Origin of the sequence: Bacteroides salyersiae (assembly GCF_031172035.1) — a bacterium.
Lineage (GTDB): Bacteria > Bacteroidota > Bacteroidia > Bacteroidales > Bacteroidaceae > Bacteroides > Bacteroides salyersiae.
In genome coordinates, this window is the sequence record NZ_CP133452.1 from 3,076,878 (window position 1) to 3,102,406 (window position 25,529).

At 49.3% G+C, this 25,529-nt stretch carries 27 protein-coding genes and 1 tRNA gene; 11 read left to right on the forward strand and 17 right to left on the reverse strand.

What is annotated here, in order from left to right:
* Positions 1-39 precede the first annotated feature (39 nt).
* Both corA and RB604_RS11235 read right to left on the reverse strand, forming a co-directional pair.
* Entirely contained in the window at positions 40-1,092 is a 1,053-nt protein-coding gene (gene corA, locus RB604_RS11230) for a magnesium/cobalt transporter CorA (RefSeq protein WP_021936610.1), read from the reverse strand.
* Positions 1,093-1,213: 121 nt separating this feature from the next.
* Positions 1,214-3,715: an endonuclease MutS2 gene (locus RB604_RS11235; protein ID WP_005924257.1), complete on the reverse strand. Its 2,502-nt coding sequence runs from the start codon at positions 3,713-3,715 to the stop codon at positions 1,214-1,216.
* 177 nt (positions 3,716-3,892) lie between these two features.
* On the opposite strand from RB604_RS11235, the gene RB604_RS11240 reads away from it, so the two are divergent.
* The 7 genes from RB604_RS11240 (at position 3,893) to RB604_RS11270 (ending at position 8,055) form a co-directional block, all read left to right on the forward strand.
* Positions 3,893-3,977, forward strand: a tRNA-Ser gene (locus RB604_RS11240).
* Between the two features lie 273 nt (positions 3,978-4,250).
* Positions 4,251-5,480, forward strand: a complete 1,230-nt coding sequence (locus tag RB604_RS11245; RefSeq protein WP_004327305.1) for a site-specific integrase — start codon at positions 4,251-4,253, stop codon at positions 5,478-5,480.
* An 84-nt stretch (positions 5,481-5,564) separates the two neighbouring features.
* Positions 5,565-6,095, forward strand: a complete 531-nt coding sequence (locus tag RB604_RS11250; RefSeq protein ID WP_117887854.1) for an ORF6N domain-containing protein — start codon at positions 5,565-5,567, stop codon at positions 6,093-6,095.
* 142 nt (positions 6,096-6,237) lie between these two features.
* Positions 6,238-6,438 carry a hypothetical protein gene (locus RB604_RS11255; protein WP_080597449.1) on the forward strand — a complete coding sequence of 67 codons (201 nt, stop codon included), beginning with the start codon at positions 6,238-6,240 and terminating at the stop codon, positions 6,436-6,438.
* Positions 6,439-6,728: 290 nt separating this feature from the next.
* Positions 6,729-7,262, forward strand: a complete 534-nt coding sequence (locus tag RB604_RS11260) for an antirestriction protein ArdA (protein ID WP_004329650.1) — start codon at positions 6,729-6,731, stop codon at positions 7,260-7,262.
* A 77-nt stretch (positions 7,263-7,339) separates the two neighbouring features.
* The gene (locus RB604_RS11265) at positions 7,340-7,561 is read left to right on the forward strand and encodes a DUF3873 domain-containing protein (protein WP_005924228.1); all 222 of its coding nucleotides are present in this window, start codon (positions 7,340-7,342) and stop codon (positions 7,559-7,561) included.
* Positions 7,562-7,572: 11 nt separating this feature from the next.
* Positions 7,573-8,055 (forward strand): DUF7258 domain-containing protein, encoded by a 483-nt coding sequence (locus RB604_RS11270; protein ID WP_007845751.1) that lies wholly within the window; start codon positions 7,573-7,575, stop codon positions 8,053-8,055.
* A gap of 203 nt (positions 8,056-8,258) precedes the next feature.
* On the opposite strand, the gene RB604_RS11275 is transcribed toward RB604_RS11270, so the two are convergent.
* The 15 genes from RB604_RS11275 to RB604_RS11345 all read right to left on the reverse strand — a co-directional run bounded on the left by RB604_RS11275 (position 8,259) and on the right by RB604_RS11345 (position 19,719).
* The gene (locus tag RB604_RS11275; protein ID WP_004308767.1) at positions 8,259-8,579 is read right to left on the reverse strand and encodes a hypothetical protein; all 321 of its coding nucleotides are present in this window, start codon (positions 8,577-8,579) and stop codon (positions 8,259-8,261) included.
* 12 nt (positions 8,580-8,591) lie between these two features.
* Positions 8,592-9,050: a DUF3872 domain-containing protein gene (locus RB604_RS11280; protein ID WP_004329653.1), complete on the reverse strand. Its 459-nt coding sequence runs from the start codon at positions 9,048-9,050 to the stop codon at positions 8,592-8,594.
* A gap of 13 nt (positions 9,051-9,063) precedes the next feature.
* On the reverse strand, positions 9,064-9,645 hold the full coding sequence (locus RB604_RS11285; RefSeq protein ID WP_007845747.1) for a conjugal transfer protein TraO: 582 nt from the start codon (positions 9,643-9,645) through the stop codon (positions 9,064-9,066).
* Positions 9,646-9,648: 3 nt separating this feature from the next.
* Entirely contained in the window at positions 9,649-10,584 is a 936-nt protein-coding gene (gene traN / locus RB604_RS11290) for a conjugative transposon protein TraN (RefSeq protein ID WP_053398660.1), read from the reverse strand.
* A 33-nt stretch (positions 10,585-10,617) separates the two neighbouring features.
* Complete coding sequence (gene traM, locus RB604_RS11295) at positions 10,618-11,949, reverse strand: conjugative transposon protein TraM (RefSeq protein WP_117887853.1); 1,332 nt, start codon at positions 11,947-11,949, stop codon at positions 10,618-10,620.
* Complete coding sequence (locus tag RB604_RS11300; protein ID WP_007845742.1) at positions 11,927-12,223, reverse strand: TraL conjugative transposon family protein; 297 nt, start codon at positions 12,221-12,223, stop codon at positions 11,927-11,929. The genes traM and RB604_RS11300 overlap by 23 nt, the downstream gene beginning before the upstream one ends.
* A gap of 4 nt (positions 12,224-12,227) precedes the next feature.
* The gene (gene traK, locus RB604_RS11305; RefSeq protein ID WP_004308760.1) at positions 12,228-12,851 is read right to left on the reverse strand and encodes a conjugative transposon protein TraK; all 624 of its coding nucleotides are present in this window, start codon (positions 12,849-12,851) and stop codon (positions 12,228-12,230) included.
* Between the two features lie 20 nt (positions 12,852-12,871).
* Positions 12,872-13,867, reverse strand: coding sequence for a conjugative transposon protein TraJ (gene traJ, locus RB604_RS11310; RefSeq protein WP_007845741.1), 996 nt, complete (start codon positions 13,865-13,867; stop codon positions 12,872-12,874).
* 19 nt (positions 13,868-13,886) lie between these two features.
* Entirely contained in the window at positions 13,887-14,513 is a 627-nt protein-coding gene (locus RB604_RS11315) for a DUF4141 domain-containing protein (RefSeq protein ID WP_007566703.1), read from the reverse strand.
* A gap of 11 nt (positions 14,514-14,524) precedes the next feature.
* Complete coding sequence (locus tag RB604_RS11320) at positions 14,525-17,038, reverse strand: TraG family conjugative transposon ATPase (protein ID WP_007566701.1); 2,514 nt, start codon at positions 17,036-17,038, stop codon at positions 14,525-14,527.
* Positions 17,035-17,397, reverse strand: a complete 363-nt coding sequence (locus RB604_RS11325) for a DUF4133 domain-containing protein (RefSeq protein ID WP_007566699.1) — start codon at positions 17,395-17,397, stop codon at positions 17,035-17,037. The genes RB604_RS11320 and RB604_RS11325 overlap by 4 nt, the downstream gene beginning before the upstream one ends.
* 10 nt (positions 17,398-17,407) lie before the next feature.
* Positions 17,408-17,704 (reverse strand): DUF4134 domain-containing protein, encoded by a 297-nt coding sequence (locus RB604_RS11330; protein WP_004308755.1) that lies wholly within the window; start codon positions 17,702-17,704, stop codon positions 17,408-17,410.
* A 170-nt stretch (positions 17,705-17,874) separates the two neighbouring features.
* Positions 17,875-18,504, reverse strand: a complete 630-nt coding sequence (locus RB604_RS11335) for a hypothetical protein (RefSeq protein WP_007478186.1) — start codon at positions 18,502-18,504, stop codon at positions 17,875-17,877.
* A gap of 2 nt (positions 18,505-18,506) precedes the next feature.
* The gene (locus RB604_RS11340) at positions 18,507-18,935 is read right to left on the reverse strand and encodes a DUF3408 domain-containing protein (protein ID WP_007478184.1); all 429 of its coding nucleotides are present in this window, start codon (positions 18,933-18,935) and stop codon (positions 18,507-18,509) included.
* Position 18,936: 1 nt separating this feature from the next.
* On the reverse strand, positions 18,937-19,719 hold the full coding sequence (locus RB604_RS11345; RefSeq protein WP_005924189.1) for a ParA family protein: 783 nt from the start codon (positions 19,717-19,719) through the stop codon (positions 18,937-18,939).
* A gap of 565 nt (positions 19,720-20,284) precedes the next feature.
* Here RB604_RS11345 and mobA point away from each other — a divergent pair.
* From mobA to RB604_RS11365, 4 genes are read left to right on the forward strand one after another with little or no spacing between them, the layout of a single operon-like run.
* Positions 20,285-20,707, forward strand: a complete 423-nt coding sequence (mobA, locus tag RB604_RS11350; protein ID WP_221734872.1) for a conjugal transfer protein MobA — start codon at positions 20,285-20,287, stop codon at positions 20,705-20,707.
* Entirely contained in the window at positions 20,692-21,960 is a 1,269-nt protein-coding gene (gene mobB / locus RB604_RS11355; RefSeq protein WP_221734873.1) for a conjugal transfer protein MobB, read from the forward strand. Before mobA ends, mobB begins: the two co-directional genes overlap by 16 nt.
* A 20-nt stretch (positions 21,961-21,980) precedes the next feature.
* Positions 21,981-23,990: a conjugal transfer protein MobC gene (gene mobC, locus RB604_RS11360; RefSeq protein ID WP_221734874.1), complete on the forward strand. Its 2,010-nt coding sequence runs from the start codon at positions 21,981-21,983 to the stop codon at positions 23,988-23,990.
* Between the two features lie 58 nt (positions 23,991-24,048).
* A complete protein-coding gene (locus RB604_RS11365; protein WP_221734875.1) occupies positions 24,049-25,377 on the forward strand; it encodes an RNA-binding domain-containing protein in 1,329 nt (442 codons plus the stop codon).
* The last annotated feature ends 152 nt before the right edge of the window (positions 25,378-25,529 follow it).

Sequence of the window (25,529 nt, forward strand, 5' to 3'; positions counted from 1 at the left end):
TCTTTCTAATAAACTTTCAACTCTCAACTTTCAACTCCCCTAATACCATTTCTTTTTCCGGAAAAATGCATAGACCATGATCCCTATAATGATCATTAATGCCCAAGCGAAACAGTATCCGTATCTCCAGTCCAGTTCCGGCATCATCTTAAAATTCATCCCCCACACACCGACAAGAAAGGTCAGCGGTATAAAAATGGTAGATACGATTGTCAGCCGTTTCATAATATCGTTCATCCGTAAATCATTGTTGGATATATAGAGGTCTACCAGAGATGACAGTGTTTCACGACATATTTCAATTGTCTGGAGAACAAATTGCAAATGGTCGTTTACATCATTGAAAAAGGCACGGTTGGCTTTATGCATCAATGTACTGTCTCCTCTCAGCAGTCTGATATATTGTTCTTTTAGAGGAAATATGGATTTTTTCATCAACATATACTGGCGTCTGAGAGATTGAATTTGAATGCCTATATCATCACCGTCACTGATTCTGAGCAATTCTTCTTCAAGGTCTTCAAGTGCATCGTCTATATCCGAGACCATTGAAGTATAATTCCCTATTACGCTGTTCAGGAGTACGCTCAACAGATAATCGCTTTGTCTGCTTCGTATCTTTAATACATCGTTGCGCAAGGCTATACTTACGTCGTCAAAGAAATTAGTCTCTCTTTCAAGAAAGGTCAATACATAGTTTGCACCTAAGATAATACATACCTGTTGCTGCTCCAATTCATCCAGATCGTTTTCATTTTCTTTTTTAGCAGGGTGGAAGAGCTTTAGAATAAGTACGATGTATTTATCATGTTCTTCTATTTTGGTAGGATGGTCGGCATTTAAAATATCTTGCAGCACAAGGAAGTCTATTTCGAAATGTTCGCAGATTTCACGAATCGTTTCTGTGTCTTTCAAACCGTGTACTTGTAACCAGTTGATACGTTCATTGTTCAGTGAATTACTGACTTCATGAAAGTTTGTTCCTGAAGATTCCTGCATTTCATTGAGATTGTATGTACAGAGATGCAGATGGGTAGGAGTCTGGCTCTCACCCGTATAAATTAATTTTTCACTTAACAGGTTGTTTTTCATGCTTTATTTTTTGTTTAAGAAGACCACTACGACAAAGGTAATGGTTTTCTTTAATGAGTATTAATTTGAAAGCTACTCACGACTATAATGAGAACAAGCTGTCCTGTGCTTTTGTTTTCTTTTAAGCTAAATCTACTACTGTAATTCCGGCACCACCGAATTGTACATGTTCATCGGCAAAGTGACGTACTCCCGGTACTGTATCCAGATACTGTCGGATCAGGGTACGCAAGATTCCTGTTCCTGTGCCGTGCAGGATGCGTACGCGTCCCATACCTACCAGGATGGCATCATCTATAAAATAGGTAACTGCCTGTAAAGCTTCGTCGCCCCTCATTCCGCGTACATCGATGTCCTGTTTGAAGCCAAGTTTCTTTTCGTACATCTGGTCGTGCGTCTGGCTACTGACAAATGTACTTTTTGCAGGTTCTTGTTTCTGTGGAGCTGCATTGGTGCGTTCCAGTCTGTCTAATTTTACTGTTGTCTTGATACTTCCAAAACCTACTACGGCGGTGTTTTTACCGTTGATTTCTAATACTTCGCCTATGGCACTTTGACCTTTAATCTTTACATGTTCGCCAATGGTAATCGGAGTGATTTTAGGGGGGTGCGGTGAAGGTGTTTGACTTTCAGAAACCTGCTTCTTTTCCTTTTTCCGGTTCTGCTTTTCCTTCAGCTTTTCCATCTTCCGGGCAATTTTGTCCTCTTGTTCTTTGGAAGCAAGTTCGTTTACCGAAGCACGGAAATCATTTAATTCCTGACGGACAAGCCGGGTTTTCTCTTTTTCGGCCTGTGCCTCTTTGATGGCACGTATCGTGTTTTCGATCCGTGCATTTGATTCTTGTAATAATCGTTCAGCTTCTTCCTTAGCCTGACGGATAATCTCCTTGCGGGATTTCTGCAACTCTTCCATCTCTGTCTGATAACGTGCGATGGTCTCTTCCATGTGTTTCTCCCTTTGGCGAATGGTCTGGCGTTTTCCTTCCCAGTAGCGTTTGTCACGAACGATATCTTGCAAATATTTGTCTGCATTGATGTATTCGCTGCCCACAATTTCGGAAGCGTCTGCAATGACATCTTCCGGTAATCCGATTTTGCGGGCAATTTCTACAGCAAACGAGCTACCGGGATTACCGATCTGTAATTGGAAAAGTGCCTGCATAAGGTGGCGATCGTAAAGCATGGCACCGTTTACTACCCCTTCATTATCCTCGGCAAAGTGCTTAAGATTCTGATAATGTGTGGTAATAACTCCGAATGTCTTTTTTTGATTGAAACGCTTTAATACCGCTTCTGCGATTGCCCCACCTATCTGTGGTTCTGTTCCACCTCCGAATTCGTCGATAAGGATGAGGCTGTGTCCATCACAACTTTTCATCATCACTTTCATATTGGTGAGGTGAGAAGAGTAGGTACTTAAATCATCTTCGATGGACTGTTCGTCACCGATGTCGATAAATATGTTACTGAATATCCCGGCATGGCTGCGTTCGTGCATCGGAACCGGCATTCCGCATTGCAACATGTATTGCAACAAACCTACCGTTTTGAGACATACGGATTTACCGCCGGCATTAGGGCCGGAAATAATAAGAATACGTTGCTTCTGGTTGAGTTCGATGTCAAGAGGAACAACTTTCTTTCCATGTTTGGAAAGCGATAATTGCAACAACGGGTGTACAGCCATTGTCCAGTCGAGCAATTGTTCGTTTTCAAGAGCCGGTTTTAATGCGTTGGTCTGTATGGCGAAGTAGCTTTTCGCCCGGATGAAATCTATCTCGGCAAGAAATTCGTACGATTGGAGTATTTCGGGGATGGAGGGTCGCAATACATTGGAGAACTCTGTAAGAATACGGATGATTTCCCGTCGTTCGTCTCCTTCCAGTTCTCGGATACGATTATTAGCTTCCACTACTTCTGCCGGTTCGATAAAGACGGTTTTCCCGCTGGCGGACTCATCGTGTACGATACCTTTTATTTTTCGTTTCAGTCCGGGGGCTACGGGGATCACCAGACGGCCATCGCGCATGGTGGGAACTACATCCTTATCTACATATCCTTCGGATTGGGCGCTACGCAGTATACTGTTCAGTGAACGGGAAATGCTTCCCATCGTGCTTGCCAATTCTCGACGGATGCGTGCCAGCTCTGTGGAGGCGTTATCCTTTATCTTGCCATATTTATTCAGTATACTGTCTATTTTTCCTATCAATTGAGGGAATACGGCAATATCTCCTGCCAGCCGTTTAAGGCTGGGGTAGGGGCAGTCCGACTCTTCCTCCTCTTCATTTCGATGGAGGAAGCGAACGATGTCACGGATCGTTTCAAGTGAACGTCTCAAATCGAACAGTTCTTGTTCGTCCAAATACATTCCTTCTATCCTTACCCGTTTTAGTGAAGGACGGACATCAAAAAAGAATTGATCGGGAAAACTGTCTTCTTCTTGAATGATACGGACAAACTCCATAACTTGATTCAGTAACTCTTCCACTTTATCGTGTTGGTCAGAGAAAGTCATATCTGTCACTCTTTCTTCTCCCAATGTACTGAGACATTTTTCTTTCAGTAGTTGTCTGATTTGGTCAAATCCTATTTTTTGCTCAAAGTTTTGAGGGTATATCATTGATCTTTACGATTTATCTATTTATGATTTATGATTGAGATTAGCTGTTGCAATTTGAATTACGAAGCAAAAATACGATTATTTCGTGAAAAAATCGTCAGAATGCTTGCAGATTTAAAAAGAATACGTACCTTTGCACCGCTTTCAGAGGGAAGCGCTTCTTAATAAAGGAGTTTTGGAGAGGTGGCAGAGTGGTCGATTGCGGCGGTCTTGAAAACCGTTGTACTGCGAGGTACCCGGGGTTCGAATCCCTGTCTCTCCGCTGAACGTGCTGGACAGAAATGGTCAGCAAACGGACAAAAAGCTACAAATCAATGATTTGTGGCTTTTTTTATTGCCCGAAAGTCCTGCTTCCAAGACTTCAAAAGTACGGTAAAAGACAAAGTTTCGTTACTAAATCGTTACCTATTCCCTGCCGGACAAAAACGGTAACGAATTGTCCATAAATGACCTGATAATGACTATATTAGTCCATAGTCTGCATAACTCGAAAACGAGAGGTAAAAACTAATTTTGCAACTAAAAATTTTGAGTTATGAAATCGACATTCAAGGTTCTTTTTTATTTGAAGAAAGGTTCTGAAAAGAAAAACGGCGAGGTTATGATTATGGCACGCATCACCATAGACGGCAAACTTTGCCAGTTCAGTACGAAACAGAGCATCCAGCCCGACAACTGGAGCATTGCTGCGGGCAAAGCCAAAGGCAGGGATGCCGGGAGGATAAACGCCCTTTTGGACGACATACGTTCTTCCCTGAATACCATTTACCACGAAATGCAGCGGCGTGACAACTACGTGACCGCCGAGAAAGTGAAAAACGAGTTTTTAGGTCATAGCGAGAGCCACGAAACAATCCTTTCATTGTTCCAAAAGCACAATGACGATGTGAAGCAGCTTGTGGGCATATCCAAGACGATAGCGACCTACCGCAAGTATGAAGTGACCCGCCGCCACCTCGCTGAATTTATCCAAAGCAAGTACAACGTATCGGACATATCCATAAAGGAGATAAGCCCGATGTTCATTACCGATTTTGAGTTGTATTTGCGTACCGCCTGCAAGTGCGGCTACAACACCACCGCCAAGTTCATGCAGTTCTTCAAGCGTATCATCATCATTGCCCGCAACAACGGCATACTGGTGGGCGACCCGTTCGCCAGCTACAAAATCCGGCTGGAGAAAGTGGACAGGGGTTATCTGACAGAGGACGAGATTAAAATTATCCTTAAAAAGAAAATGGTTTCCGAACGGCTGGAACACGTCAGGGACTTGTTCGTCTTTTCCTGTTTCTGCGGTCTGGCATACAGCGATGTCGCCAATTTGCGGCAGGAGAATATCCAAAAGTCCTTTGACGGCAACCTTTGGATAATCACCAAGCGGGTAAAGACCAACACGGACGTGAATGTCCCCCTGCTGGATATTCCCAAGATGATTTTGAAGAAGTACAAGGGCAAGTTGCCGGACGGCAAGATACTTCCCGTAATCAGCAATCAGAAGCTAAACGCCTACCTGAAAGAGATTGCCGATATATGCGGTATTAAAAAGAACCTGACATTCCACCTTGCCCGGCACACGTTCGCCACGACCACCACGCTGTCAAAGGGCGTACCCATTGAAACGGTGTCCAAGATGCTGGGACACACAAACATAGAAACTACGCAAATCTACGCCCGCATCACCAACAGCAAGATAGGCAGCGATATGCAGGGGCTTGACAAGAAGTTTGTCGGCATCGAGAAGATTTACAAGGAAGTTGCCATGTAATCTTGATTATATGGAACTGGTCACAATTTGTGACCAGTCCTTACTATTATTCCAACATTGCTAAATCTCCTAAAATATACGATTATGGATTTGCAGATTATCCAAAACAAGATTTTTGAGGTCAGAGGTTGCCGGGTGATGCTCGATTATCATTTGGCAGAACTCTACCAAGTGGAAACACGAGCCTTGAAGCAGGCGGTCAAGCGCAATATCGAGCGTTTTCCGGGTGATTTTATGTTTGTACTCACCCGAGAGGAAGCTAACTTGCTGTTATCCATAGGGGTATCACATTTTGTGATACCCCCTGATTACAACTTCGGCGTTGCTATGCCTATGGCTTTCACCGAGCAGGGCGTAGCCATGCTTTCTTCGGTTCTCCGCTCCAAAGTAGCCATAGAAGTAAACATTTCAATCATGCGGGCTTTTGTCCTCATGCGCCAAATGGCAATCGGTTACGAGGAACTGTCAAGGCGCATCGAGGAACTGGAGGTAAGCACCGATGCGCAGTTCAACGAACTGTACCAAGCCCTTACCCAGCTTTTGAGCCAGTCGAAACAACAGAAAGAACGCCGCCCGGTAGGTTTCGTTACCTATAACCGTGACAAAAACGAATAGGTAACGATTTCGGTAACGAAATTCCGCCTAACAAACTATATCCCAATAAAGTACATTCTTCCACCTTGCGGGCAGTCCACCGACTACCCGCATTTTTTATATCCTTTTCCAACTGGCACATTCCCCGAAACGCCAGCCGTGCGTGGCATGGCTGACTGTATTTCGTGAAAAGAGCCGTTGGAAACCCGCACAAGCGTATTGCAAGCAAGCTCACAACACCCTTGCCTTTCCCGCCCGCATGGAGTGTTCCCTAAAAGATGAAAGAGAACAGGCACTTTTCCCCTGTTTCCCTATCTGTAAATCTTCCTCTTACGCAGTCCCCCAGCCGGGACAGTCGTTTTAATCATTTCAATAGGCAAAGGTAGTTACGTGTTCTTCACGATTTTGCAAGGTCGAGCCGTTCCGGTTTGGCGAAAAAATCTTCCCTGCCTTGCGAGGTATTTTTTGCCCAAAACCTTGCAAACTCTAAACACTACCCTTTTACGCCTATGTGAAACGAAAACGACCGACCCGACCGGAAGACGCATAAAAAAAAAGTCGGATTTACGGGAAACAGGAAAAAAGTTCAGTGAAACTTCAACTCCCTCACCTCTCAAATCCGCATAAAATTAAAAACTTAAAAATTACAGCAATATGGAAGCAAAGGTATTATCGGAAGCAAAAGTTTATGTAGGCACTTATGCCAAGTACAACAACGGTTCATTGTCCGGCGCATGGCTCGACCTTTCGGACTATTCGGACAAGGAAGAATTTTATGAAGCCTGCCGGGAACTTCACAAGGACGAGGAAGATGCGGAATACATGTTTCAGGACTGGGAGAACGTGCCGGAGGGCTTAATCGACGAAAGCTGGATTTCTGAAAACTTCTTCGCCCTGCGTGATGCGGTGGAGGATTTGAGCGACACCGAGCAGGAAGCCTTTTTCGTGTGGTGCAACTATAAAAGCCATGATTTGGGCGAGGAAGATGCGGACGACCTTGTACGTGATTTCCGGGATGAATATCAAGGGGAATATGACGATGAAGAAGATTTCGCCTATGAAATTGTAGAGGAATGTTACGACCTGCCGGAGTTCGCAAAGACCTATTTCGATTACAAACAGTTTGCCCGTGACCTGTTCATGTGCGATTACTGGTTTGATGACGGCTTTGTGTTCCGTGCGGCATAACAACCAATCCGGGCGGGGTGTCAAAGCCCTGCCCGCTTAAAACAACCAAGTTTATAACCATAAAAAAATAAGACATCATGCAGTCACTTAACAAAAACGGGGTAAGCATCACCCAAACACCGGGAGAAGAAAAGTTCGTGAAATGCCGTTTAGGGGCTTTCAGGGGACAAATTTATTATCAATATGACTACCGCCACACGGACGGCGAACTTTTCAGCACGGTAGCCAAAACGCTGGACGAGTGCCGCCGCAGGCGTGACGAATGGGTAGCGAAGAAGAACGGAGTAATAAACAAGTAAATTTCAGGGACATGAAAACGACAGAAGTAAACAAGGAGCTTATCGGCAGGCGTTGCGAGTGTATTTTTACGGGCTTAATGGTAACGGGCGTTATCGAGGACACAGAAGAAAACGAACACACCATAGAGGTAAAAGTCCGTTTCGACCACCCGCACCAGTGGGGCGATGATTTGTATAATGATGTGTGGGCGTGGGGGCGCAAAATAGACGAGTTCGGCACGCTGCACCATTTGCAACTGTTGGAGGACAAACCGGACTTTCAGATAATGACGGTAGTTTTCGGCGAGCCAATCAGCCGGATAGACCGCAGTGTTTTTGCAGATGTGGACACGTGGGGCGTCTGTTCCCTGCAAGGCTGGGTAAACAGCTATGAAAGTGTCCGGTTTGTAGCCATAGACGACCATACGGCAACCATCACGGGCGAATATAACATGGAGCAGGTAAAGGTGTGGTTAGAGAAATACACGTCCATAAAGAGCCTTAAAACCAGTTGATAGAGGACGGCGGCTGCTTGCCGCCGTTACTTTCTTCCGTGAGCCTGCCAGCGGGTGAAGAAAGTAACAAAGAAGCCTTTCGTTTTCCCTATCATGGAAACAGCCCGCCGATGCTTCCCGGCGGGCTGTCTGCCCGATATTTACGCTTTGCGTATCATTCCATACCCGGTTTCCCAAGAGGATGATAAAAACGGATGTCGCAACTATAAATCCTCATAGTGAATAAATTTTACACCAAGTATGCACACGGTTTCTTCTTCCTCGATGTCATATTTCCATGTCCGTTTATTGACAAGCATTTCCGTTTCGCAATCGAACCATACCATTACGGGCGCATCATCTTCTTCGTCCGCCCATTTGAAAACCTGATTGGACGGCGTTTTCCATAATTCAGCACTGTCACGTTCGGAAATACAGTCCTTGTCCACAATGATGATGTCACCTACTGCCGGAACTGTATCTGTTTCCAACGTGGTTTCTATGTACCACGAGATGCCTTCTATATCCAATTCTATTTTTACCATGTCGTTTTGTTATTAGGGGGTTATTGTTTCCGTTCCTTCTTCGCTGTTGTCATTATTGAATGATAGTGTAAGTTGCTGCATCTGCCCGAAGCTGTCGATGATATAAATGTCAATCGTCTGCTGGTCGGTCGATGCCGAGGTGTAGTAGAGCCTGAACGTTTCTTTCTCCAGCGGGTAAAGGTCGTTGGGCAGGAACACCGTGCCGTTATCCATTTCCAGCTTTCCTTTGCCGTCCGGCTGGAAATACCGTATCTGATAGGTAGTCGGCTGGTAATAGCCGCCACGCACCAGTCGGCAGCGTATTTCGGCGGTTTCCCCGACTTTCAGCCTTTTGGGTACTGGCAGTGTTTCGATGCTGAACGGGTACGCCTGCTGAATATCCAAGTTGTCATTACAGGCGGTGACAAGCACGAGGGCGGCCACGATGTAGCAGCCCATGATGATTTTATACATTACATTCTTCATATACATTATTATATAGCGGTCAGTTGATAATGAATTTCAGTCCCAAAGATACCTGCGTGTGGAACTTGCCTATGTCCGAGCCGAACAACGCCCGTTCCCTTGCGTTCAACAGCAGAGCCACCCGGTCGGTCAGGTAGGTTTCCAGTTCCAGCGTCAGCGCACCGCCGTAAATGAAGCAGTCCTTATCCAGCAAGGTAGAGCCGTCCGGCAGCAGCTTTTCGCTTCGGTTGCTTGTTTCGTACCCGGCGAGAGCCGACAAGCCCAATGAAAGGAAAAAGGTCTTTCGTCTGTCCGATAGGAATTTCAGGTAATAGCCGCCCTCTGCGGTGAACTGTTCTACGGGTATCTGCATATCCTTGTAGTCATACTTCTTGTGCAGGTATTCGCCGCCAATCACCCAGCGGTTGGCGTTCTTGGTGTAAACGCTGTACGCCGCCCCGATGTGGTAGGCGAAATCACTGCCAGCGTTCCAATGCACCCCGTCCGTCATGCCCGCCGTGACCTGCAAGCCTTTCATGCCCGGCAGGTATCTTTGTGCGTGTGCCTGAAACGAGGTCAGGCACAGCGCAAAGAGCATCATTATAAAGATGTGTCTTTTCATTCCCTATTTGATTTTTAGTTCGTCAATCACTTCTGCGTTCACGATGTCGGCGTTTTCCACCCGTATGGTCTGATGCCGCCCGCCGTTCTTCTCGTAGAGTTCCACGACCAGCAGCTTGTCGTCAGGAATGGTAAACTTCGGCAGGGCGTACACCGTGCGCACGGTCGATTTCCCGGCAATCTCTATCACCTCGTTGTAGCTGCGTACCGCATCCAGTACCGTTTCCTGAATAGCCGTGCGTTTGGGCACTTTCTTATCGGTTATCTTAAACCTGATGAAGTCCGTGTCGAAAGGCACGTTGGAACTGTTCTTTGTCTGCGTGTGCACGTAGAGCATCCCGTTATAGGTGTAAATCCCCTTGATTAAGAACTGTATGCCGAAACGCTTGCTACCCAAGTGGCGCACTTTCCGGTCATTGTTCTTGTAGATGCTCTGCATTATCAGCTTCACTAATAGCGGGCTTTCATTCCCCAGTTCCCGGAAATGGATGTTCATCCGGGTATGCGAGAAGTCGGACGTATCTTCATTCTCCAAGAAGTCCTTCATTTCGATGTTGAGCATTTCCGGTTCACGGGCGTACTTGGCGTTGAACGAAAAGAAACTGCCGTCCTCGCAGATAACGGAGAAGTTCGTTTCTCCCGGAAAGCCCTCTGTCGTGGCTTTCACCCTGATTACGTTCTCCGCACCGTCCGCCTTGCCCGCTATGATGTGGTTGCTTCCCAAATCGACATAGCGGACGGCGGCGGGGAAGATGATATGCACCGTCTTGGCAAAGGTCACTTCCACGCCGTAGGGCGTAACCATTTGGCGGTACGGGAGTTTCCGGGTAATCCCCCGGTACAAGTCGTTGCCAGCCGCATACTTCACGGTGTCAGCGGTTTGTGCGTTTGCCGCACACACGCCCAGCAAGAGGGCGAACAATCCAAAAATCTGTTTCATTGCTAATTGAAATTTTAACGGTTGATAAAATGGTTATTGTTGTTTGGCATACAGCATGACTTTATAGCCTGCTTTCAGCTTCACTTTCACGGTTCGGAACTTCTTGGCGAGGTAGCCGGACGTTCCTTGCAGCAATCCCCTTGTCACGTCCATAGCCACCTGCTGCCCGGCACTTTGGGCAAAGGAAATGCTTGTACCCAGCCCGCTTCCGATATTCGCCATAGCTTCGTTGAACGCTTCCTGCTCCATAGAGGACGGGACGGAAAGCCCCTTTTGCCCGTCCGTGTCGAACACGGCGAGTTCCACCGGGATGATGTTGCCAGCGTACTCAATCGAGGACACCAGTATGTCGAGCCGTTCGCCCTGCACCTTTGCCGTCCCCGCCACAAGGGTATTCTTCGGCACAACGATATTTCCCGCCTGCATGGGTTCGAGCAGCCGCAGTTTCACCGCCTGCCCGTCCACCAGCGTTTGGTCTTGGTGTATGCAGGCGGCTACCGTGTTCTTTCCCATAGCGTACCCCGTGCCTACCGCCGTGTTGAAGCCGTAGTTTCGTGGCTGGCTGTAAGCCCGGATGAAGTCGGCATCGCTCATGGGCTGCTGCAATCCCGAAACGGTCGTTTCCCGGATAGCCTGCACCGGAATAGCCGGAGTGCCGATACCGCCGCCGTTCTGCCCGGCTGTCGGTATTTGGGCAATCTGCCCCCTTTGTCCGTCCTGCCCGTTCATGTACTTTGCCGCCAGCTCGTAGGACTTTTCCAAGAGTGCCATTTGGTCGTCAGCCGTAGGCGTGGCGTTCTGCTGCTGTTTCAGTCGGTCGGTCAGTTCCGCCACCTGCCGTTTCAATTCCTCTTTTTCCTCGTCCACAGGGGGCGTTTCGTAGAACGTGCTTAACTGGCGGTTGATGTCCCGGTAAGCCGCCCGTGAAGAAGCACCGCCGCCCCTTTGTGGCTTCGGATCTTCTTCCGGCAGCAGGTTGATTTCCTCTTGTGGTTCTTCCGTATCATCATCCAGCGTGAAACCGAAGTCCTGCAAGGATTGTATCTTGTCCTGCTGTTTGCGGTTTGTCACCGCCTGCTCGTAAGCCTTTTGCTTGTCGGCTATAATCCCGTCCTCTGCGGGCAGGGGTATGTCGGCATTGAAGCCGCCCACGCTTTCCACATTCACGTCCTCTTTGCCGGAGGGTGCGAATATCAGGTACATGCACCCTGCAAAGGCAAGGAACATCAGCGGGAAGACTATCATTTTCCTGCGCTGCTGCACCTGCTGCGGGGTAAGTTCCCGTTTGGGCTTATTTTCCTTTTTCGGCTTCCCGTCCGCCTGCGGTGCGGTCGTGCCGTTCTCATTCTTCTGTACTTCTTCCATATTGCGGTCTGTTTAACGGGTTGATACTTTGGGTTGTGTCATTGCCGTGCAACGGCAGTTGTCTGATGTGTTCTATTTGCAGCCTTTGCCCGTCCCGTTTCCCGATATTGTAGATTGATGAAACGGTGATGTAGATAGACAAGCCGCCGAAAAAGAAGAACATCAGGAGGATAACCGCCAGCCTTTTGCCCGGCGTAATCCGTCCGCACATTCGGCGCAGGCGGTCGTCCGCCCAGTCCCGCACCTTTTCGATGTGGTTTCGTTTTCTCTCCATAAGGCTATCTTTTAATGGTCTGCAAATCCTTGTTCTCGGTAATGGTGAACGCTTCGATGATGAAGCCGTGCGGGTTGTTGTCGCTTCGTGTGGCGTTAAGCAACCGGCACGAGGTCACAAGGCTTCGCACTGTCAGGCTGCTTTCCCGGACAATCAACTGGCGGGCATACGTGTTCACCTTGTAGGGGTACTGGTCGAAGTCGCACTTCACGCTGTCAATCTCCACCGTCTGCGTAACGTTTCCGGAAATCACCCGGTTGTAGTAGCCCTTTTCCGCCAAGTCCTTGTAATAGTTGAAAGCGGTCTTGTCGGCGAGAAACAACGAGCGTTTGATGTTGCTTTCGATAGCCCCCTTTTCGGGTGATAAGGTGAAGAAAAGTTCGTGGAAACGCCGCACGTGCGACTTCGCTTCCACGGGTCTGTTCTGCGCCATGTCCTGCGAGAGTGCCAGCATCAGGCTTTTGCCGTTGTCGAGGACGTATATCTTCTGCCGCTGCTTTTCGGCGAAGCTGTACGAGTTCCACACGGCAAAGCCCGTCACCAGTGCGCACAGGCAGATGAATACCAGCGCAAAGAGCCTGATTTGCCGGAAACTCGTTTCGATGTTCGTTAATGACTTAAATTCCATATACTAAATATTGATGTTGGTTATTTGAGTAGTTTCCCGGTTACTTTCCCGCTTGCCGCACCGACCGCAGCCCCGGCGATTGAACCAGCCCGTGCCACGTTGCGGTTATAGGCAGACGTACCGCCAGCCGACACTATCCAGCTTGCCACCGTTGGAATGGTGAAGTAGCCCACGATGCCGATAATCATAAAGATTATATACACGGTGCTGCTCCCGTCCGGGATGAAATCCGGGTCTGAAAGCTGCTCGATGTCTTTTTGGAGCATCAGGGTTTGTATGCGTGCCAGCACGCTGCTGAACAAGTCCGACACGGGCAGCCACAGGTAAATGGAGATATAGCGTGAAATCCACCGGGTCAGCGTGCTTTGGAAACCGTCATAGACGGAAATCGCAAACGCCAGCGGACCCAGTATGCTTAACACGATTAGGAAGAACGTGCGCAGCGTGTCTATAATCAGCCCCGCCGCCTGAAAGAGCATTTCCAATAACTCCCTGAACCAGTCCCGGACGGACTTCTTTATATTATAAGCCGTCCTGTCCATGTACATGCCCGTCATGGTCACCATGTCGGAGGGCGACCAGCCCAGTTCTTCCAGTTGTCGGTCAAATTCCTCGTCCGATGCGAGGTAAGCCGTTTCGGGGCTTCGCATCAGGGCTTCATATTCCAGTCGGTCTTTCTGCGCCCGGTACTCGTTCATGTCGAAAGTCTGCGTTTCCATAAGCTGGTTGCACCCTTTTACCACTGGCGACAATACCGTGTTGATAGTGCCCAGCACGAACGTGGGAAAGAACATGATGCACAGCCCCAGCGCAAAGGGACGCAGGAGCGGGTACACGTCTATGGGTTCGGCACGTGCGAGCGACTGCCACACTTTGGCGGCTACATAGAACAGCGCACCCAGCCCGGCTATTCCTTTGGCTACCCCCGTCATGTTGCTGCACAAGGGCATCATTTCATCGTACAGCACCCGCAACACTTGGTGCAGGTTGTCAAAATCCACCGCTGCTAATAACATAGGCATACCGATTTATATGTTACCAGTAGCGTTCATCCGCCGAGCCGTAAAGAGCCAGCACCCGGTCTGTGTCGTTCTTCTTCTTTGCCCGCAGGTAGGACACGGATATGTTCTTTCGGGTGTAGTAGTTCACGAGGTTGCGGTAGTTGAGCAGGCTTTTGTAGGCGTTGTTGATTACCGCCAGCCTTTCGGCATCCGTCAGCGACATACCCGTCACGTTCACTACATTCTTCAAGTCCTGCAACACGTCCGCACTTTCGGAGAGCAGCTTGGCATACCCGGCTGAAATGGCGGTGAGTTCATCCGGCGTGTAGTTCGGGTCAGCCAGCATGTTCTGGTAGTTTCGCACGTAGATTTCGGATATTTCCGCCACCAGTTCAATGGACTTCTTCACCTTGATGCCGCCCTTGACAACATCGTGTACCGCTTTGAGCGCATCGTAATAGACTTTTCCCTGCTGGAAAATCTTCTGCGCTTCCATGAAGCCGTCCAGCGTGTTTTTGGCTGTGGTGGAAGTCTGCACTATCTGCTTGGTGGTGTTGATGATGCCCTGTGCCAAATTGCCGGGGTCTGACACCACCCACTGTGCGGATGCGTTGCCGATGAAGCAAAGGCATACCGCCATAAGGAGAATTGTTCTTTTCATGTTCCTGATTTTTAAGTTGTTGATGATTGGGGATTACGTTTGCTTTCTGCAAGCCTCTTGATAGCCAGTTCAAGGTTGCCGCCCAGCTTGTCGGCAAGTGCGAACAGTTCCATTTTCTCGCTTTCCTCTGTCGTGAAGGTGTAATATTCTTCCAATGAAACTTCTGTGGCGTACACCGCCGACTGCGTGCCGCCCAGCGAGAAGAAAACTTCCTTGTACTTCCGTCCGGGGTGGTTCGCCATGTTGATAGACAATATCTGCGAACGCTCCTTGTCGGTTAGTCCCAAGAGGTTCTGTATGCTGTCAAACTTGTTGAGATATTTTCTTTGGTCTAACAGGATTTTGCAGTCCGAGTTATTGATGATACTCTCTTTCACGATAGGGGAAGAAATAATATCCTCAATCTCTTGCGTGACTACAATCGCTTCCCCGAAATATTTTCGGACGGTTTTGTAGAGGTAGCGGATATAGTCCGCCATGTTCGCCGATGCAATCGCTTTCCACGCTTCCTCGATTAGTATTAACTTCCTTATTCCCTTTAACTTGCGCATCTTGTTTATAAAGGCTTCCATGATGATGATAGTCGTTACCGGGAATAAAATCTTGTGGTCTTTGATGTTGTCCAACTCAAAGACAATGAAGCGTTTGTGCAACAAATCCAGTTCCTTGTCGGAGTTCAGCAGGTAGTCGTACTCACCGCCACGATAGTACGGTTCAAGCACGTTCAGGAAATTGTTTATGTCAAAATCCTTTTCCCTGACGTTCTTCTGTTCAAGCTGTCGGCGGTAATCATCCCGGACAAACTCGTAGAACGTGTTGAAGCAGGGCGTTACCGAACGGTCTTTGCCTGTCAGTTCGATATAGGCACTCACGGCGTTTGACAACGCCACTTCTTCCGACCGCTTCGGGGCTTCATCATCCCGCTTCCACAGGGTGAGTATAAGGGTCTTGATGCTCTCTTTCTTCTCTATGTCGAATACCCCGTCCTCGACATAGAACGGGTTGAACGCTATCGGGTTCTCGTTGGTGTAGGTGAAATAAATCCCGTCCTCGCCGTGCGTGCGGTTGTGGATAAGCTGGGACAGCCCCAAGTAACTGTTACCCGTATCTACCAGCAGCACGTGCGCCCCCTGCTCGTAATACTGACGCACCATGTGGTTGGTAAAGAAAGACTTACCCGACCCGCTCGGCCCAAGTATGAACTTGTTGCGGTTGGTCGTGATGCCTTTCTTCATGGGCAAATCCGATATGTCGATATGCAGCGGGCGACCGCTCACCCTGTCCACCATTTTGATGCCGAACGGCGAAAGCGAACTCTTGTAGTTCGTTTCTTCCACGAACAGGCAGAGAGCCTGCCCCAAGAACGTGTAGAAACTTTCCTCTGCGGGGAAGTCCGCTTCGTTTCCGGGTATGCCCGCCCAAAAGAGCGTGGGCGTATCGACCGTGTTGTGGCGTGGCTTGCACTCCATTAGCGCAAGCTGGCTTCCCACATCGTTGCGTATGCGTTTGAGTTCTTCCCGGTCGTCACTCCATGCCATGACGTTGCAGTGGCAGCGCACCGATACAAGCCCCTTGCTGTGCGCTTCGTTCAGGTACTCGTCTATCCATTCCTTGTTCACTTGGTTGGCACGGGAATAACGGGAGAGCGATTGCATGTTCCGGGCGGTCTGCTCGAAGTTCTTCAGGTTTTCGGCGTGGTCGTCTATGAAGATGAACTGGTTATAGACGTGGTTGCACGACAACAGCACGCCCACCGGGGCGGCGAATGACAGTCGGCAGTCGCTCCGGTCAGTGGACAGCTTCTCAAACCGTGTGTCCGTCCCGACCTTTCCGGGCAAATCTTCCACGTCCGAAAGCGTGTGCAGGCACAGTATGTCGTCCCCGACACGCATTTCTTCCGGGTACAGCCCGATGTCTTTCAGGCAGGTGGTATCTGTCTGCGATAGCGAGAAGTATTTCTCGATGATGCCCGCCTTTCCGTCCTGCCCGGTGATTTCCGATGCCGCCAGCCGGGTAAGGGTGACAAACCCGCTGTCGTTCATAATCCTTTCAAACTGCCCGACCGCTTCGATGAACTTTGCCGCCGCTTCCTTGTCGGCTATCTCCTGCGGTACAATCCTGCCCCGGCATAGGGTGGAGAAGTCGCTCTGTCGGCGGCTTCTCTCCCTTGTCGTCTTTGTCAGGAACAGGTAGCAGTAATGGTTCAGGAACGGGCGTTCATTGAAGTGCCGTTCAAAGGAGCGGCTTAAAAAACTAAGCTCGTCCCTTTCCGTGTCGGGCTGGTAGTTCTCCTTGATGAAGAAGTCCTGCTTGTGTACTATGGAGTAGTCGGGCAGCACCTTGATTGCCTTGTACCATGCCGAATGTATGGCTTCGTACTCGGCACTGGTGACGGTGAACAGTTCGGGCAGTTCCACCCTGAAAGCCACCGTTATGTCCGCATCCTTTGAAATGATGCAGCCGTTCTCCACCGCCAAAAGGGGGAATTTCCTTTCCAGCGTGGTAGCCTTTAACATATTTCTCATGGTCTTTCTTCCTTTCTTTTTTTGTAGGTGAATAATCGGGGTATCGCCTTTCGGCTGATAATGAAGCGTGGATGCCGTTTGCGTGCGGCGGCTTTCATCAGCCCGTGCGTGCCGTACTTGGCGTTGAGCCGGAACGTCTGCCACACGAGCAGCAGCGAAGCCGACACGATGAAACCGATACATAGCCACTGGTTCACGCCCGCCATGAACAGGACGATGAACACCACGAAGACGGCGAGCAAGCCGCCGCAAAAGATAAAGAGGTACTGGCTTTTCAGCCCCTTGAACTCCACGGGCTTCCCGATACCCCTGTTTACCTGATATTTTTCGGGCTTAGCCCTCAACAACTCGTCAGACATAGCCGCAGGTTTAGAGGAAGAACGAGCGCAGGATAGTGGCGGCTACAATCAGGAAGATGCACGCCCCGAACCAACTGGCGGCGGTCTTTGAGGTGTCGGGGTCGCCGCTTGAAAACTTGTTATATACTTTTACCCCGCCAATCAAGCCGCAGACCGCCCCGATTGCGTACACCAGTTTTGTTCCGGGGTCGAAATACCCGGTGATTAGGTTCGTGGCTTCGGTGATGCCCGCCTGCCCGTTTCCTTGTGCGTAGGCACTTACCACGGCGGCAAGTATAGCCGCCGACAAGAAGATTTTCTTTCTCATTGTGATTTGTTTTTAATGCCGGGCGGCGGGTGGATAGTCCGCCTTTCCCGGCTGGTGAATAATTTGAAATTTTAGTGGTCGGGGATAGTCCCGTTTGTCTGTTTGGTTTTCAGGTTGCCAATCAACCGTAATCACGCTGTTTCATGCTGTCAGGCTTATACATTATTATATTATAGGAAATCGTTCATGTCGAACGCTTCGTGTTCCTTGCTTTTATTGCCAGCTTCGGCAGGGACAGCAGCCGCAGCCAGTTCCGCTTCGTTGCGTCCCAGCAGTTCCGCCACCTTTGCCAGCCCGCCGTTGATGTTCTCCACCACCGCATCGTAGAGGTTCGTCCCCTCAATCCTTGCCAGTGTCCCGGCGGCTTGCCGCTGTTCCGTTTCGGTGGGGTTGTCGGCGTTCGCCGTGCGTACCGCTTCGCCCAGTTCGTCAAAGCTCACGCCCGTAGCCCGCCCGGTATCATCGTCACCGTCCATGTACCCGGCTATTTCCTCGTCCTCGTAGTCGGGTTCGTCATTCTCGTAACCGGGCGTTTCTTCCGGCAGTCCGTCAGCCTGCGGCGCAAAAATAGTATCATTTTCAGCCGCTTGCGGGAGGTGTCCCGATTTGTCCTGCGCTGTCTGAAATTGTCCGCTCTTGTATCGGCTTTCACCTATCAGCGTGTAGCCTGAAACCCCGTTTCGTGGAAGCGGCGCATCATCCGTTTTGCCCGGTGATGTCCGGCTGTCCGTGTAGCGATACCACAGCCACAGGGCGATGTAGTACACCAAAAGCCCGGTAAGTATGCAATAGATTACCATAGTCAGACAGGCTTTTGGAAGTGGCTTTCGTACAGGGTGTTTATCTCGTCTTGGTACTGCTCGAAGTGGCGCAGCAGAATGTTTTCCACGTAGCTGCTTACCGTCACCTTTCGCCCGCCTATCACCGTCACGATACGCATCAGCTTCTCATGCGTGGTTCGGCTCACGTACAAGGGCTGTCGGTCTGCCAGTTCCACTTTCTGAAAGTAGGTTTCCCGGTAGTCGCCCGAACCGCCCTTGCGCTTGCGGGGTGTCGGTTTCTCTACTTGCACTGTTTCAGCCTGCCGTCCCTCGTGGGCGGTTTCCGTTTCGCTGCCGGGCTGCGGTTCATCATCCGGCTGGCTCTCCCGCTTGGCGGGTACACCCTGCGAGATAAGTTCCCGCATAAAATCCTCGTCTATCTTCGGCATCCCGCCGCTTTGCTTTGCCATATCATTTTAATTTGATGTAGTACACTATTTCGGTTATCAGTTCTTCCAAGTTGCTTCCCCTTACCAACGGGCGGCTGGCGGGAAAGAGCGTGGAGCGGAACACCGCCTTTTTATCCGCCACCAGTTCCTTTTTGTAGCGTTTGGTATCGGGGATAAAGGTTTTCATCAGCGGCAGTTCCAGTTCCTTAATGGTCTTGTCGTAGGCGGTGTAAAGGTCTGTTTTCTCCCTACCGTCCACCATGTTCCAAAAGAGGTACAGCCCGGCAAGTCGGCAGGCTTCATTCCTCACCAATAGCTTTTGGATAGCCATTGCGAACGACAGGCTGCTTTCCAGCACCACCTTGTCGGCTGAAATGGGGGTGAAAATGTAGTCCATGCCCGCAAGGGAGTTTATCACGCCCTCGCTGTTCACCGTGCCGGGCAGGTCGAAAAACACTATATCCGGCACGTGTCCGGCGGCTATATGTTCGTCAGCCGTTGCAATCGCCTTTTCAGGTGAACTGCACAATACCGGGTAGGCTTTCTTCCCCAGCCGGGTGAACTGCTCATACGCCATTCGCTTGTAATCTTCATCCGCCCCGACCTGCTCGGCATCCCGCTTTCGCATCCCGGCAATGGAGTGTTGCGGGTAGTCGCAATCGACCACCGCCACATCGTAGCCTTTGAGGTAGTATAGGTAACTCGCCGCCAGCACGGTAAAGGTGGTTTTGCCGACCCCGCCCTTTTGGGTGGAAAAGGCGACATAAAGGGGTGTTTTCTCGTTTTCCATATTGCTTCCGTTCATTATTGGTTGATAGATTTGTTTATTGCTTTCAATCATTCATTCTTTCCATGTTGCAATCTTGAAATATTGAAAGACTGTTTTATTTCAATCTTGTTTTCCTGCTTTCATTCTTTCTTGAAATATTGAAATCCTGCAATCATGTTTTATTGAAATCCTGCTTTCAATCATTCTTTCCTGATTGGAATATTTCTTTCAATCTTGCTTTCAATATTGAAATCCGATGCAAAAAAAGGGAGAAAAAACGTCCCCTGAAAACCTTGTCCCGATTTGTCCTGCGCTGTCCCGTTTTGTCCACCAACCACCTATTTTACAGCATTATAAATCACCGTTACTTTGCAGCGGAGTAACGAACCGCAGGGGGCGCAGGTGTAAAACAGGGCTGGTGAATGGCTGGGCTTACCGTTCCACGCTAACCCCAATCCGTCCGTGACGGATTTCGATTTTCGTCAGAAAATAGCAAGGTGTGTTTTGTAGCATACAAAACCGTTTTCCGTGCCTGAAAACGCCTTGCCCCTTGCGGGGGTAAAAATCACTCCGAAGTCGTAATTTTTTAATCCAAAGAAGTATGGAAACAAGAAGAACCAACAAGGGCGGTCGCCCCGCCCTCGCAGACCCGGCGAAGCACCGCCATGTCCTTTACCTGAACGACCGGGAGAATGCCCGCTTCCTCTCGCAATGGGAGCAGTCGGGCGTTACGAGCAAGTCCCGTTTCATCGCCGCCCGACTGTTCGGCGAGTCGTTCCGGGTGGTGAAAGTGGACAAATCGGCAGTAAAATATTGCGCCCGGCTGACCGAATTTTACGCACAATTCAGAGCGGTAGCGGTCAATTACAACCAAGTGGTAAAGGCGTTGCACAGTAATTTTTCGGAGAAAAAGGCACTGGCTTTTCTCTATAAACTGGAGAAAGCGACCACCGAACTGGCTGTGTTGAACCGTCAGGTTATCGACCTGACAAACGAGTGCAAGGAACTATGGTTGCCAAAATAAGCACGGGCGGCAATATGTTCGGCGCACTGGCGTACAACCAAAACAAGGTGGACAGCGAGGAAGCAAAGGTGCTTTTCTCCAACCGGATGCTGTTGAGTGAGGACGGGAATTTCTCTATCTGCGAGTGTATGCGCAGCTTTGAAATGCAGATGCCCGTCCAGCTATCCACCAAGAAGCCGATACTTCATATTTCCATAAACCCGCACCCGGAAGACGTGCTGACCGACCAGCAGCTTTCCGACATTGCCAAAGAGTATATGCGGAAGTTGGGCTATGGCGACCAGCCTTATTTGGTGTACAAGCATACCGACATCGACCGCCACCATATCCACATCGTGGGCTTGCGGGTGAACGAAAGCGGCAGACCGCTGAACGACAGGTTCGAGCATCGGCGCAGCAAGCAAATCACCCGTGAACTGGAGAAGAAATACAACCTGCACCCGGCAGAGCGAAAGGAGCGTGCCGAACGCCCGGAACTTAAAAAGGTGGATTATGCCGCAGGGGACGTGAAGCACCAAATCGGCAATACCGTGAAAGCGGCTTGCTATGGCTACCGCTTCCAATCGTTCGGGGAATACAAGGCTTTGCTTGCCACCTATAATATTTGCACCGAGGAAGTCAAGGGTGAAGTGAACGGCAAGCCCTATCAGGGCATTGTCTATTCTGCCATGAACGACAAGGGCGAAAAGACAGGCAATCCGGTAAAGGCTTCCCGCATCGGCAAGTCGGTAGGTTATGAAGCGGTGCAGCGCAGAATGGAGAAATCGGGCGAAGCAATCAAGAACGGAAAACTGAAAGAGCGCACCCGGAAGATTGTCGCCACTGCCATGCAGACCGCCCGTAGCCGCAAGGAACTGGAACAACAACTAAGGAAGCAGGGCATTGACGTGGTATTCCGTCAGAACGACAACGGGCGCATCTATGGCGTTACGTTCATCGACCACGACAGCCGGGTGGTGCTGAACGGTTCACGCTTGGGCAAGGAGTATTCGGCGAACGTATTCAACGAACGCTTTTCGGGCGAAACCGGAAAGATGCACCAGCCCGAAGTGTCAGCACCGCAGCAAGACCAATCCACGCATCAGGAACAGCCGGAGTTCACGTCGAAATCCGACATCGTTTCGGGCGTGGCTTCCGTGCTGGGTGCTTTCGGCGGATTGCTGGGCGGCGGTGCATCAGGCGGTGACGAGCCGCAGGACACCGCCCGCCAAAAGAGAAAGAAGAAAAAGAAGCGCACAAGGCGCATCGACTAACTTAAAAAAACATTACAATCATGCAACAGGAAGATGATTTGAGAGGGCTTGCACGGGTCATGGACTTTATGCGGGCTATCAGTATTCTATTCGTGGGAATAAACGTGTACTGGTTCTGTTACTCCACCCTGAAAGAGTGGGGAGTAACCTTTGAAGTGATAGACAAGATACTGTGGAACTTCCAGCGCACGACCGGGCTGTTCTCGTCCGTGCTTTGGACGAAACTTTTTGCGGTGGTGTTCCTCGCCCTGTCGTGCATCGGCACCAAGGGCGTGAAAGAGGAAAAGATAACGTGGACGAAGATACATTGCAGCTTTGCGGCTGGTGTCGTGTTGTTTTTCCTGAACTGGTGGTTGCTGGAACTTCCGCTGCCACATACGGCGGATGCCGTGTTTTATATCGCCACGCTGTCGGCGGGCTATATCTGTATGCTCATGGCAGGTACGTGGATGTCCCGGTTGTTGAAGAACAACCTCATGGATGATGTCTTTAATACCGAGAACGAAAGTTTTCAGCAGGAAACAAGGCTTATCGAAAATGAATACTCCGTAAACTTGCCTACCCGGTTCTACTATAAGAAGAAATGGAATAATGGCTGGATAAATGTCGTGAACCCGTTCCGTGCCAGCCTTGTGTTGGGAACGCCGGGCAGCGGTAAGTCGTATGCGGTGGTAAACAGTTACATAAAACAGCAAATCGAGAAAGGTTTTGCGCTCTATTGTTATGATTATAAGTTTCCCGATTTGTCGGAAATCGCTTACAATCATTTACTTAACCACTTGGACGGCTACAAGGTAAAGCCTAAGTTTTACGTTATCAACTTTGACGACCCCCGCAAGAGCCACCGATGTAACCCGATAAACGCCAGCTTCATGTCGGACATTGCGGATGCCTACGAAGCCAGCTACACGATAATGCTTAACCTCAATCGCTCTTGGATAAGCAAGCAGGGCGACTTCTTCGTGGAAAGCCCGATTATTCTTTTGGCGGCTATAATTTGGTATCTCCGTATCTATCAAGGCGGTAAGTATTGTACTTTCCCCCACGCCATTGAACTGCTAAATAAGAAATACGCCGATGTATTCACCATTTTGCGCAGCTATCCCGAACTGGAAAACTACCTTTCTCCGTTCGTGGACGCATGGGAAAGTTCGGCAGTTGAACAGTTGCAGGGGCAGATTGCCAGTGCGAAAATCCCGCTTTCAAGGATGATTTCACCCGCCCTTTACTGGGTAATGACAGGTGATGATTTTTCACTTGACATCAACAACCCGAAAGAGCCTAAAATCTTGGTTGTCGGCAACAATCCTGACCGCCAAAATATCTACTCGGCGGCACTGGGATTGTATAATTCCCGTATCGTGAAGCTGATAAACAAGAAAGGGCAGCTTAAAAGTTCGGTGATAATAGATGAATTACCGACCATATATTTTCGGGGGTTGGATAATTTGATTGCCACAGCCCGAAGCAACAAGGTTGCGGTTCTGTTGGGCTTTCAGGATTACAGCCAGCTTACCCGTGATTACGGGGACAAGGAAAGCCGGGTAATCCAAAATACGGTGGGCAACGTGTTCAGCGGTCAGGTGGTCGGTGAAACGGCGAAAATTCTGTCGGAGCGTTTCGGAAAGGTGTTACAGAAACGGCAGAGCATGACAATCAACCAGCGGGAGAAGTCCACCTCGATAAGTACCCAAATGGACAGCCTGATACCTGCCAGCAAAATATCCAACCTCACGCAAGGTATGTTCGTGGGGGCAGTAGCGGATAACTTCGATGAACGGATAGAGCAGAAAATTTTCCATTGTGAAATCGTGGTGGACAATGAAAAAGTGAAGCGGGAAACCGCCCGTTACGTGAAGTTGCCGCAGATTATCGACTTCACCGACAAGGACGGCAACGACCGGATGCAGGAGGAGATACAAGCCAACTATGACCGTATCCGTCAGGAAGTCCGGCAGATTGTCGAGGACGAGATAACACGGATTAAGAATGACCCGGAGCTGTGCCACTTGATTAAGGAGGAAGAATAACCGATATTCTTTCCTGATTGACAGTATTTTTACTAATTTTGCAGACAAAGGAATGATTATGAATGAAAACCAAAATACGGAATGGAAAGAAAGCTGGCGTGACGAGTATCTGAAATGGATATGCGGCTTTGCCAACGCCACAGGCGGCAAGATATATATAGGCGTGAACGACAACGGTCAGGTTGTCGGCGTTGCCGATGCCGGCAAACTGCTGGAGGACATACCGAACAAAGTGCGTGACGTGCTGGGTATCATCGTAGACGTGAACCTGCTGGAAGAAAACGGGCTGAAATATATCGAGATTGACGTGCCGCCTTATTCCAATCCTATCAATTACAAAGGTCAGTACCACTATCGCAGCGGCAGCACGAAACAGGAGTTGAAAGGTGCGGCGTTGAACCGTTTTATCCTGCAACGTACTGGCAGGCATTGGGACGAGTTTCCCATAGAGTGGGCAGGCATAGAGGAACTGTCGGCAAACGCATTGAACCGTTTCCGCAAGGAAGCGGCAAGGAGCGGACGTGTGGACGAGGACGTTTTGAACGATCACACCGAACATCTGCTGCATGATTTACGTCTGATAGACGAGGACGGGCATTTGAACCGTGCTGCCTTGCTGTTGTTTCACCCCGACCCGGAACGGTTTGTGTTCGGTGCATATATCAAGATAGGCTTCTTCCGGGATGATAAAGGCAATTTGGAATTTCAGGACGAAGTTCACGGTGCTTTAATGGAACAGGTGGACAAGGCAATGGACTTGATAAAGACCAAATACCTGATATACCGCATTTCATACGAGGGCATTTCCCGGCGTGAGACACCGCAGTTCCCGGTGGAAGCTGTCAGGGAGTCACTGATGAATGCGGTTGCGCATAAGGATTATGCCAGTGCCGTACCCATTCAGATTAGCGTGTTCCCCGACCATATCACCTTTTGGAACGCCGGGCAGTTGCCGGAAAGCTGGACTACCGACAAACTGTTTGAAAGCCACCCGTCCACTCCATATAATCCGTTAATCGCCAACGCCTTTTTCAGAAGCGGGGATATTGAGAGTTGGGGACGTGGCTACAAGCGTATCTTGGAAGCCGTCAGCGCATACAAGTTGTTGCCACCCAAACTTGAAATGTTAAGCGGTTTAATGATTACCTATTATACCGATATACGTTCGCAGTTATTGGCGCAGCGGTTTGATGAAAGGTTTATACCCATTATTGAGTATGCAGCCCAAAATGGAAGCGTTACCAATTCGGACGTTCAAAGAATATTGAATACCAGTAAGGCTACTGCCTATCGAATTTTATTGCAGTTGGATAATTTATTGGAAATACAAGGGACAACAGGAAAAGGTACTCATTATACCATTAAAGGGTTCACAAAGGGTTCATAATCGAATGCTTTTCTTTTGCGAAATGCGCAAATTACTTGAATTATAATTGTTTATGAAATAGCTAAAGGGTTCACAAAGGGTTCATTGTAAGAGAGCGATTAACTTCGCTCTCTTTTTTATGCTCTTTCCAAATCTGCAACCATTGGTTGCAG

Bases quoted from the DNA above. Each gene is read 5' to 3' on its own strand.
- traN (WP_053398660.1), bottom strand. From the start codon at position 10,584: ATGAAACAGATTTTTGGATTGTTCGCCCTCTTGCTGGGCGTGTGTGCG.
- corA (WP_021936610.1), bottom strand. From the start codon at position 1,092: ATGAAAAACAACCTGTTAAGTGAAAAATTAATTTATACGGGTGAGAGC.
- traM (WP_117887853.1), bottom strand. From the start codon at position 11,949: ATGGAAGAAGTACAGAAGAATGAGAACGGCACGACCGCACCGCAGGCG.
- RB604_RS11315 (WP_007566703.1), bottom strand. From the start codon at position 14,513: ATGAAAAGAACAATTCTCCTTATGGCGGTATGCCTTTGCTTCATCGGC.
- RB604_RS11345 (WP_005924189.1), bottom strand. From the start codon at position 19,719: ATGAACGGAAGCAATATGGAAAACGAGAAAACACCCCTTTATGTCGCC.
- RB604_RS11250 (WP_117887854.1), top strand. From the start codon at position 5,565: ATGGATTTGCAGATTATCCAAAACAAGATTTTTGAGGTCAGAGGTTGC.
- RB604_RS11235 (WP_005924257.1), bottom strand. From the start codon at position 3,715: ATGATATACCCTCAAAACTTTGAGCAAAAAATAGGATTTGACCAAATC.
- RB604_RS11260 (WP_004329650.1), top strand. From the start codon at position 6,729: ATGGAAGCAAAGGTATTATCGGAAGCAAAAGTTTATGTAGGCACTTAT.
- RB604_RS11325 (WP_007566699.1), bottom strand. From the start codon at position 17,397: ATGTCTGACGAGTTGTTGAGGGCTAAGCCCGAAAAATATCAGGTAAAC.
- RB604_RS11340 (WP_007478184.1), bottom strand. From the start codon at position 18,935: ATGGCAAAGCAAAGCGGCGGGATGCCGAAGATAGACGAGGATTTTATG.
- RB604_RS11300 (WP_007845742.1), bottom strand. From the start codon at position 12,223: ATGGAGAGAAAACGAAACCACATCGAAAAGGTGCGGGACTGGGCGGAC.
- mobA (WP_221734872.1), top strand. From the start codon at position 20,285: ATGGAAACAAGAAGAACCAACAAGGGCGGTCGCCCCGCCCTCGCAGAC.
- RB604_RS11365 (WP_221734875.1), top strand. From the start codon at position 24,049: ATGAATGAAAACCAAAATACGGAATGGAAAGAAAGCTGGCGTGACGAG.
- traK (WP_004308760.1), bottom strand. From the start codon at position 12,851: ATGGAATTTAAGTCATTAACGAACATCGAAACGAGTTTCCGGCAAATC.
- mobC (WP_221734874.1), top strand. From the start codon at position 21,981: ATGCAACAGGAAGATGATTTGAGAGGGCTTGCACGGGTCATGGACTTT.
- traJ (WP_007845741.1), bottom strand. From the start codon at position 13,867: ATGTTATTAGCAGCGGTGGATTTTGACAACCTGCACCAAGTGTTGCGG.
- RB604_RS11330 (WP_004308755.1), bottom strand. From the start codon at position 17,704: ATGAGAAAGAAAATCTTCTTGTCGGCGGCTATACTTGCCGCCGTGGTA.
- RB604_RS11335 (WP_007478186.1), bottom strand. From the start codon at position 18,504: ATGGTAATCTATTGCATACTTACCGGGCTTTTGGTGTACTACATCGCC.
- RB604_RS11320 (WP_007566701.1), bottom strand. From the start codon at position 17,038: ATGAGAAATATGTTAAAGGCTACCACGCTGGAAAGGAAATTCCCCCTT.
- RB604_RS11285 (WP_007845747.1), bottom strand. From the start codon at position 9,645: ATGAAAAGACACATCTTTATAATGATGCTCTTTGCGCTGTGCCTGACC.
- RB604_RS11280 (WP_004329653.1), bottom strand. From the start codon at position 9,050: ATGTATATGAAGAATGTAATGTATAAAATCATCATGGGCTGCTACATC.
- RB604_RS11265 (WP_005924228.1), top strand. From the start codon at position 7,340: ATGCAGTCACTTAACAAAAACGGGGTAAGCATCACCCAAACACCGGGA.
- RB604_RS11245 (WP_004327305.1), top strand. From the start codon at position 4,251: ATGAAATCGACATTCAAGGTTCTTTTTTATTTGAAGAAAGGTTCTGAA.
- RB604_RS11275 (WP_004308767.1), bottom strand. From the start codon at position 8,579: ATGGTAAAAATAGAATTGGATATAGAAGGCATCTCGTGGTACATAGAA.
- mobB (WP_221734873.1), top strand. From the start codon at position 20,692: ATGGTTGCCAAAATAAGCACGGGCGGCAATATGTTCGGCGCACTGGCG.
- RB604_RS11270 (WP_007845751.1), top strand. From the start codon at position 7,573: ATGAAAACGACAGAAGTAAACAAGGAGCTTATCGGCAGGCGTTGCGAG.